A 7,383-nucleotide genomic window follows, 5' to 3' on the forward strand; every position below is an offset into this window, starting at 1 on the left:
GTTTACTATATTTGATTTCTAAATAATTATTCTTGCAAAGTAACAATAAAAAGATTTGTATAGTAACATCTTCATTAGGAAAAGGAGGAGCAGAGCAATCTACGGCGTTATTGTCTAAAATGCTTGAACAGATGGGTTACACCATACATCTTGTTACGGTTCTTAATTTAGTTGACTATGAGTATGCCGGAACGCTGTTGAATCTGGGTGCTTTAAAAGACGAAAAAGATGGAATCTTTGCACGTTTAAATAGACTTCTAGTTTTTAGAAAACACCTTAAAAACCATCAGTTTTACTGTATTATAGATAATAGATCAAGAAATTCCTGGCTTCGGGAAACCTTGCTCACAAAATTAATATATAAACCCTATCGGGTAATTTATGTTTTAAGAAGTTATAATTTAAATTATTACTTCCCAAAAAATAAAAATTTAGCTAAAAGTTTATACCAAAATGCTAGTGGAATAGTATGTGTTTCTAAAGAAATTGAAACATTGGTTAAAAACGTCTATGGCTTTAAAAATACTACAACCATTTACAATCCCATACAAGAGCCTCAATTACCCTTGAAATCGGGGTTTGTAGTGGATTATAAATACGTTTTAGCCTACGGTAGACTGGACGAGGCAGTAAAGAATTATTCACTTTTAATAGAGTCTTATAAGTTATCCTCCTTGCCCCAAGAAAACATAAATCTTATTATTATGGGTTCTGGACCAGATTTGAATGTATTAAAAAAGAAGGTTTCTAAACTAGAAATAGAAAATAACGTTCATTTTATACCCTTTAATAAAAATCCTTTAGAGATAGTAGCAAAAGCGCAATTCGTTTGCCTCACTAGCCGATTTGAAGGTTTTCCTAGAGTTTTAATAGAATCACTCTCACTTGGTGTTCCTGTAATTTCCGTCGACTGTCTATCGGGACCTAATGAAATTATTAAACATGGGCATAATGGCTTGTTGGTTGAAAATTTTAATGCGAATGCATTCGCTGAAGCCATGAATAGTTTTATATTTGATGATTCTTTATATCGTTTTTGTAAACAAAACGCTAAAGAGAGTGTCTTACCATTCGCCATGGAGCAGATTGCCTTGCAGTGGGAGGATTTATTAAAAAACATATCATGACCAATAGTATAACAGATTTAAAAATAATAGATATTCCAAAAGTTCAAGACCCTAGAGGCAATTTGGCTTTTATAGAAAAAGATATTATTCCCTTTGATATTAAACGTGTTTATTATTTATATGATGTGCCTAGTAATGCCTATCGAGGAGGTCATGCACACAAAAATTTATACCAATTTTTAATTGCCTTAAGTGGTAGTTTTGAAGTGCGTTTAGACGATGGAAACCAAAAGCAAACCATTACCTTGAACAAACCCAACAAAGGCCTGTTAATTCCAAATGGAATATGGCGGGAATTGGAGAATTTTTCTTCCGGATCTGTTTGTCTGGTACTTGCTTCCAGAGAATTTGACGAAGCAGACTACATCCGAAATTACGACGATTTTGTTTTAGTGAAAAGGGGTCAGGTTGATATTTAAAGCACGTAAACCTTTTTGAAGTTTCACGAAAAAGATTAATAGAGGTCTGTTTAAGCTCATTAGAAAGCGCTGTTTTCTGTTTAGGCTTTTTGGATCTAAAGACCTGAAGTAGGTTTTGGCTTTTTCCTTATTTCCCACCAACATATATTGCATTCCTAAAGAAAACCGATTGATATCCAGATAGGTCTTTAACGACCGATTGGATTTGGCATCCGTTTCATAGGTGTCCAAATTTAAATAGACTCTCCGGTTCGTATGGGTATTCGACAGTCTATTATCAGCATGCAAATTATGTATGGCGGTAGCAGAATTAAAAAAAGCTACGGGATGTTTAAGTGCAATCCGAATCCATAAATCGGTATCCTCTCCGGCTCCTAGAGTGATTTTCTCATCAAAACCATTCAGATTGTCTAAGATAATTTTAGGTACCATAACGGCCGAGGTCCAAGCAATCGTGTTAAATTTACTGGCATCAAAATAATCAGGAAGAATCCCCATCCAATTTGGGGTATCTGGAATACGATGGTACTTAACTTTTAAGGTTTTGTTTTTTTGTTTTTTGCTATAAGCGGTCGCGTATAATCCACAATTAGGAAATGCTTTTAGAAGTTTATGAAGATTGGATAAATGATTCTCTTCCCATAAATCGTCGGCATCTAAAAAAACAATATACTCTGAGTTTGCTTTTTTAATTCCATAATTTCGCGCAGCAGAAACTCCCGAGTTCTCTATGGAAAAAACCTTAAGTCTATGATCTCCAATTGCTTTTATTTTTTCTAAGCTCTTATCGGTAGAGCCGTCATTAACAACAATAATTTCAAAAGCTTTAAAATCTTGATTTAACGCACTGTTTAGGGTGTCTGTAATAAAGTGTTCTTTATTATATAAGGGAATGATTATAGAGAAAAATGCTGTCATACTAATGGTGTATCCTGCAAAAATAACCTAATCTATATAAATCGAATAAAAATAAACTCGGATTTTCCTCAGTTAGATTCTTCTTTATTACTCTATCAAAATAACCTAAGAACTTTCCGAAAAGGTGTTGTAAATAAAACAGTTTAAGAAAATAATATGCTCTTAATAAACTAATATCGTTACTTGTTATTTCTTTGGATTTGGATAAATTGGATAAGGTGTGCATCGCATGTTCGGTTTTTTTTAAAAACGCTATATTTTCATCTATCCCAAAGTGAAATACTTCATTATTTATGTGTTCCACTTTTATCCCATACTTTTTAAGCAAGGCTCCCAACAAATAATCCATCCCATAACTGTTTTCTGTATTTTGTTTTATAAGCTCCAAATAAATTGGTTTTTTTACTAGAAAATTGGCCGAAATAATTACTTTATAAGGAGTTTTGTTTCTGATGGCTGCGTCCACTTCTTCACGTTGTTTTCCAAACGTAAAACGCAACGATTTATTTTTACTATAAGACGATTCCTTATAAGCAAAACCTCCAAAAATAGCTTCGGAAGTTGGGGTTAATTTGTTTAAATACTTGGTTAAAAAATCCTTGTTTTTTGGCAAGACATCGGCGTCTATAAATAACAACCAAGGATATTGTGCTTGTTCTGCTAGAAACTTTCTGCTTGCCGATCTTCCAACATTTTTTTTAGCCTCAATAAACTTACAATTTATAAGTTGGTTAATTTTTTGGTTGGCTATATTTAGTTCAGAAAATGAGCCATCGTCCACACAAATAAGCTCGAAAATCAAGTTAGCTTCCAAAGCCTGTTTTTCAAGCTCCTGAGCTAAAGGATAAGCATTGTAATGATATGTTGGAATTAATATAGATAGCATGAATGTCGGTTCGGTGCTTCAAATCTAATCAATATTGATACAAATTTTATAAAATAAAGACATTTCATTTGGGCTGGCTTCTTTCAAAATTTATTTAAACAGATATATAGGAACCGATAGCTTTTAAAATGAAATTGTTTTCCATATATCAAAAAGCATATATTTACAGGCAATTAGTTTTTATAACTAATAACAGATTATTAGATTTACAACCAACTTCTAACCAAAACCCATGCTATTTAATACGATAGATTTTGCCATTTTTATGCCAATTGTCTTCTTGCTGTATTGGTTTGTTTTTAAAAAAAACATCAAGATTCAAAATCTGTTTTTACTGATTACAAGTTATTTCTTTTACGCTTGTTGGGATTGGCGTTTTTTAGGACTCATATTTGTAAGTTCTCTAGTGGATTATTTGGTCGGACTTTCCTTAGCTAAAACAGAAGAGAAAGCAAAAAGGAAAACACTTTTGATTACAAGTCTTGTTGTTAATTTAGGGATTTTGGGCTTTTTTAAATATTACAATTTTTTTATTGAATCCTTTCAAGAAGTCTTTTCGCTTTTTGGAAGATCTTTGGAATCCAGTTCCTTAAATATTTTATTGCCAGTGGGAATAAGCTTTTACACTTTTCAAACCTTAAGCTACACCATAGATGTTTATAGAAAAAGAATAGAACCCACTAACAATATCCTATCGTTTTTTACTTTTGTTAGTTTCTTTCCGCAATTGGTAGCTGGACCTATTGAACGTGCGTCAAATTTATTACCACAATTTGAAAGAAAAAGACAGTTTGACTATGCAAAAAGTGTCGATGGTTTAAGATTGATCTTACTCGGACTTTTCAAAAAAATGGTGATTGCGGATAATTGCGCTTTAGCTGTCAACGAAATTTTCACTAATTATTCAGAATACAATGGAAGCACCTTGTTTTTTGGCGCTTTCTTTTTTGCTTTTCAAATTTATGGCGATTTTTCAGGCTATTCAGATATTGCCATTGGAACAGCCAGATTGTTGGGTTTCGATTTAATGCAGAATTTTAATTCGCCTTATTTATCCAGAAATTTAGGCGAGTTTTGGAGGCGTTGGCACATATCTTTAAGTACTTGGTTTCGCGATTATGTATACATTCCTTTAGGTGGCAATCAAGTGTCCAAAGCTAAGTGGATACGAAATATATTTATCGTTTTTCTTTTAAGTGGTTTTTGGCATGGCGCCAATTGGACCTTTATTATTTGGGGTTTTATCCATGCGCTTTTTTTTCTGCCACTTATCTTTCAAAACAAAAATGGGCACTTTAAAGATGTTGCCGATCCAGGTAAATTATTACCAAGTCTAAAATCGGTTGTTCAAATAGGAAGCACTTTTTTAATTGTACTTGTGGCTTGGGTGTTTTTTAGAGCGGAAAACGTTACTCATGCATTTTTGTATTTACAAGAAATGTTTTCAGTTTCTTTATTTTCATTCCCAATGGTCTCAAAAGGTTTGGTGTTATTTTTAATGGTTTATATGATTTTTGAATGGCTGCAAAGAGATAAGAAACATCTTTTAGAAATAGATTTTATACGTTCTAAACCCTTGCGAATAGCTGTTTATTACTGCTTGGCGTTTATTATATTTTATTTTGCAGGAGATACCCAACCGTTTATTTATTTTCAATTTTAATGAAAAAACTACTAACACATATCGGTCTATTTTTAATTCCAATTTTGATGGTTTGGATCTTGGCTGAAGTGTTTTACCGAACGGTACCAAATAACTACAGCTATAAACACAAGCAAATTTCAAATAATAACAACGATATAGATGTGCTTGTTTTAGGGGATTCGCATACGTTTTATGGAATTAATCCAGAATGGCTGTCTCTAAAAACGTATAACTTGGCCAATGTAAGTCAGACTATTTATTTCGATAAATTGCTGTTTGAAAAACATATCAATCATTTGCCAAAATTGAAATACCTTATTTTATCTGTGGAATACACTACTTTAAGTCAGGCAGATAATACGCAAGAAGACATTTGGAGAAAATATTTTTACCATACGCAAATGGATTTAGATGTGCCATTAATTTCTTGGTACAATCCTAAAAAATATAGTTTGGCACTCGTTAGAAAGTTCGATAAAACCTGGAAAAGTTATAAGGACTTTAGAAAGGAAGGAAGTTTAATTGGTTGCGATTCCAGAGGTTGGGGAAACACATATCTTTCTACTATGGATTCTTTAGAAATACAACGAGTATCTAATACTACAGCTAAAAAACATGAGGATGGCTCCATGGATTTCAGCTTAAATAGTAAACGGATTCAAGAAATAATCGATTTATGCAAGGAGAGACACATAGAAGTCCTTCTTGTAAATATGCCAGTTTTTACAGGATATTTAGACCGCTTAAGTCCTGAGAAATTACATAAAATTGAAACTGCTTGTGAAGCTTTTGAAAGTAAAAATCCCAATGTATCGCATATAAACTTTTTAAGGGATTTGCGTTTTGAGCTAACCGATTTTGAAGATCCAGATCACTTAAATGCTCAAGGCGCTAAAAAATGCTCTTTATTGATAAACGAATATTTAGAACAAAAACAGACAGATTAAACTATAAATGTTGGTGTTTATCTTTTATTTTTTGTTTGGAATGCCCATATCAGTTTTAGTCTTTCCCGTTTTTTGTTCTAACTTGGAAACTAGTTCTTGAAATCCAACCAAATGCATATGTGCTTTTATAGTTTTATCTGCACTTGAGATTTTTAGTTCCAAACTGGTTTTTCCAAAAGACAATTCCTTTATTTCACCCCATTTAATTTCATTCTCTTTTCCAAACATAGATGTTTCTATAATCCCAATATTAGTTACTTTAAGATGGGAAATATAACCTTTAGAAAACAAGATTAAGCCAGTAATTATCGCTATTAAACTAGAAACTGACGCTAAAATCTTATCATTTCCACTAGCAAAGAAGGAAGCGAAAACAAACAATCCAATTCCGCCTAATAAGACTGTAATTCCAATCAAATAATAAAATTTCGGCAGTTGAAGAATAATGTTTTCATCACCATCTTTTTTAGGCTTCTTTTTTGATGCACTATATAGATAAGCCATGAGTATGGATACAACAAAAACAGGGATAATATTTTCAAAAATCATAAATAAAGGTTTTTTTGCGTTTTATAAAGTACCGCTTCTGAGTATTGTAAAATAGATAAAACAGTTGTAACAACTAATGTTAGGACTATGATTTACTGCGCTGAACCACTTCAAATACTTTGTTTTCGTCGCATTTAAGAGTTTTGCTAGGGTATTTTAACAATAAAGCATAATCGTGGGTGGCCATTAAAATAGTATTTCCATTTTTATTGATTTCTTGTAAAACCTCCATAACTTCAATACTGGTTTGAGGATCTAAATTTCCTGTTGGCTCATCGGCCAGAATAAGTTCTGGATTATTTAATAATGCTCTTGCAATAGCTACACGTTGCTGCTCGCCCCCAGATAGTTCATGCGGATATTTAAAACCTTTGGTTTTCATATCCACTTTTTTCAAAACTTCTTCCACACGAACATTCATATCTTCTTTGTTTTTCCAGCCAGTAGCTTTTAAAACAAATAAAAGATTATCGTTTATGGTTCTATCAGTAAGTAATTTGAAGTCTTGAAAAACAACGCCTAGTTTTCGTCTTAAAAATGGAATGTCCTTTTCTTTCAACGTTTTTAAGTTGAAATCCACAATACTTCCTTCGCCTTTAGTTAATGGCAAATCGGCATAAAGCGTTTTCATGAAACTGCTTTTCCCAGTTCCCGTTTTTCCTATTAAATAAACAAATTCGCCTTTGTTTATTTCAATATTAATATCGGAAAGCACCAGGCTGTCTCCTTGAAAAATTGAAGCATCTTTAAGATAAAGTACGTTTTGCATAGTTGTTTATTAGCGTCATTATAATTACCTCCACAAAGTAAACAATTAAAGGGGGATTGGAAAAATAAAATGAAGAATTTGAAATTAAAATTTTTTAACAAAAATTCACATGTAATTCCATAA

Annotated in this window: 8 protein-coding genes; 4 read left to right on the top strand and 4 right to left on the bottom strand. The window is 32.4% G+C overall.

The window, feature by feature from the left end:
• Positions 1–32: 32 nt before the first annotated feature.
• Positions 33–1,127 (top strand): glycosyltransferase, encoded by a 1,095-nt coding sequence (locus tag VKY47_RS04225; protein WP_324310619.1) that lies wholly within the window; start codon positions 33–35, stop codon positions 1,125–1,127.
• Positions 1,124–1,546, top strand: coding sequence for a sugar 3,4-ketoisomerase (locus tag VKY47_RS04230; RefSeq protein WP_324310620.1), 423 nt, complete (start codon positions 1,124–1,126; stop codon positions 1,544–1,546). The genes VKY47_RS04225 and VKY47_RS04230 overlap by 4 nt, the downstream gene beginning before the upstream one ends.
• Here VKY47_RS04230 and VKY47_RS04235 read toward each other — a convergent pair.
• Positions 1,517–2,464: a glycosyltransferase family 2 protein gene (locus VKY47_RS04235; RefSeq protein ID WP_324310622.1), complete on the bottom strand. Its 948-nt coding sequence runs from the start codon at positions 2,462–2,464 to the stop codon at positions 1,517–1,519. The genes VKY47_RS04230 and VKY47_RS04235 overlap by 30 nt on opposite strands.
• A gap of 1 nt (position 2,465) precedes the next feature.
• A complete protein-coding gene (locus tag VKY47_RS04240) occupies positions 2,466–3,350 on the bottom strand; it encodes a glycosyltransferase family 2 protein (protein WP_324310624.1) in 885 nt (294 codons plus the stop codon).
• Positions 3,351–3,582: 232 nt separating this feature from the next.
• On the opposite strand from VKY47_RS04240, the gene VKY47_RS04245 reads away from it, so the two are divergent.
• Together VKY47_RS04245 and VKY47_RS04250 are read left to right on the top strand one after the other, a co-directional pair.
• Positions 3,583–5,013: an MBOAT family O-acyltransferase gene (locus VKY47_RS04245; RefSeq protein WP_324310625.1), complete on the top strand. Its 1,431-nt coding sequence runs from the start codon at positions 3,583–3,585 to the stop codon at positions 5,011–5,013.
• Positions 5,013–5,942 carry a hypothetical protein gene (locus VKY47_RS04250; protein ID WP_324310627.1) on the top strand — a complete coding sequence of 310 codons (930 nt, stop codon included), beginning with the start codon at positions 5,013–5,015 and terminating at the stop codon, positions 5,940–5,942. Before VKY47_RS04245 ends, VKY47_RS04250 begins: the two co-directional genes overlap by 1 nt.
• A 24-nt stretch (positions 5,943–5,966) precedes the next feature.
• On the opposite strand, the gene VKY47_RS04255 is transcribed toward VKY47_RS04250, so the two are convergent.
• Both VKY47_RS04255 and VKY47_RS04260 read right to left on the bottom strand, forming a co-directional pair.
• The gene (locus VKY47_RS04255; RefSeq protein ID WP_324310629.1) at positions 5,967–6,491 is read right to left on the bottom strand and encodes a hypothetical protein; all 525 of its coding nucleotides are present in this window, start codon (positions 6,489–6,491) and stop codon (positions 5,967–5,969) included.
• 85 nt (positions 6,492–6,576) lie between these two features.
• Positions 6,577–7,260: a cell division ATP-binding protein FtsE gene (locus tag VKY47_RS04260; RefSeq protein WP_324310631.1), complete on the bottom strand. Its 684-nt coding sequence runs from the start codon at positions 7,258–7,260 to the stop codon at positions 6,577–6,579.
• Positions 7,261–7,383: the final 123 nt, after the last annotated feature.

The sequence above is a fragment of the Xanthomarina sp. genome (assembly GCF_035306705.1).
In the GTDB taxonomy this organism is placed as follows: domain Bacteria; phylum Bacteroidota; class Bacteroidia; order Flavobacteriales; family Flavobacteriaceae; genus Xanthomarina.

Coding starts and splice junctions, on each gene's coding strand:
- VKY47_RS04235 (WP_324310622.1), bottom strand. CDS start 2,464: ATGACAGCATTTTTCTCTATAATCATTCCCTTATATAATAAAGAACAC.
- VKY47_RS04250 (WP_324310627.1), top strand. CDS start 5,013: ATGAAAAAACTACTAACACATATCGGTCTATTTTTAATTCCAATTTTG.
- VKY47_RS04260 (WP_324310631.1), bottom strand. CDS start 7,260: ATGCAAAACGTACTTTATCTTAAAGATGCTTCAATTTTTCAAGGAGAC.
- VKY47_RS04245 (WP_324310625.1), top strand. CDS start 3,583: ATGCTATTTAATACGATAGATTTTGCCATTTTTATGCCAATTGTCTTC.
- VKY47_RS04230 (WP_324310620.1), top strand. CDS start 1,124: ATGACCAATAGTATAACAGATTTAAAAATAATAGATATTCCAAAAGTT.
- VKY47_RS04255 (WP_324310629.1), bottom strand. CDS start 6,491: ATGATTTTTGAAAATATTATCCCTGTTTTTGTTGTATCCATACTCATG.
- VKY47_RS04240 (WP_324310624.1), bottom strand. CDS start 3,350: ATGCTATCTATATTAATTCCAACATATCATTACAATGCTTATCCTTTA.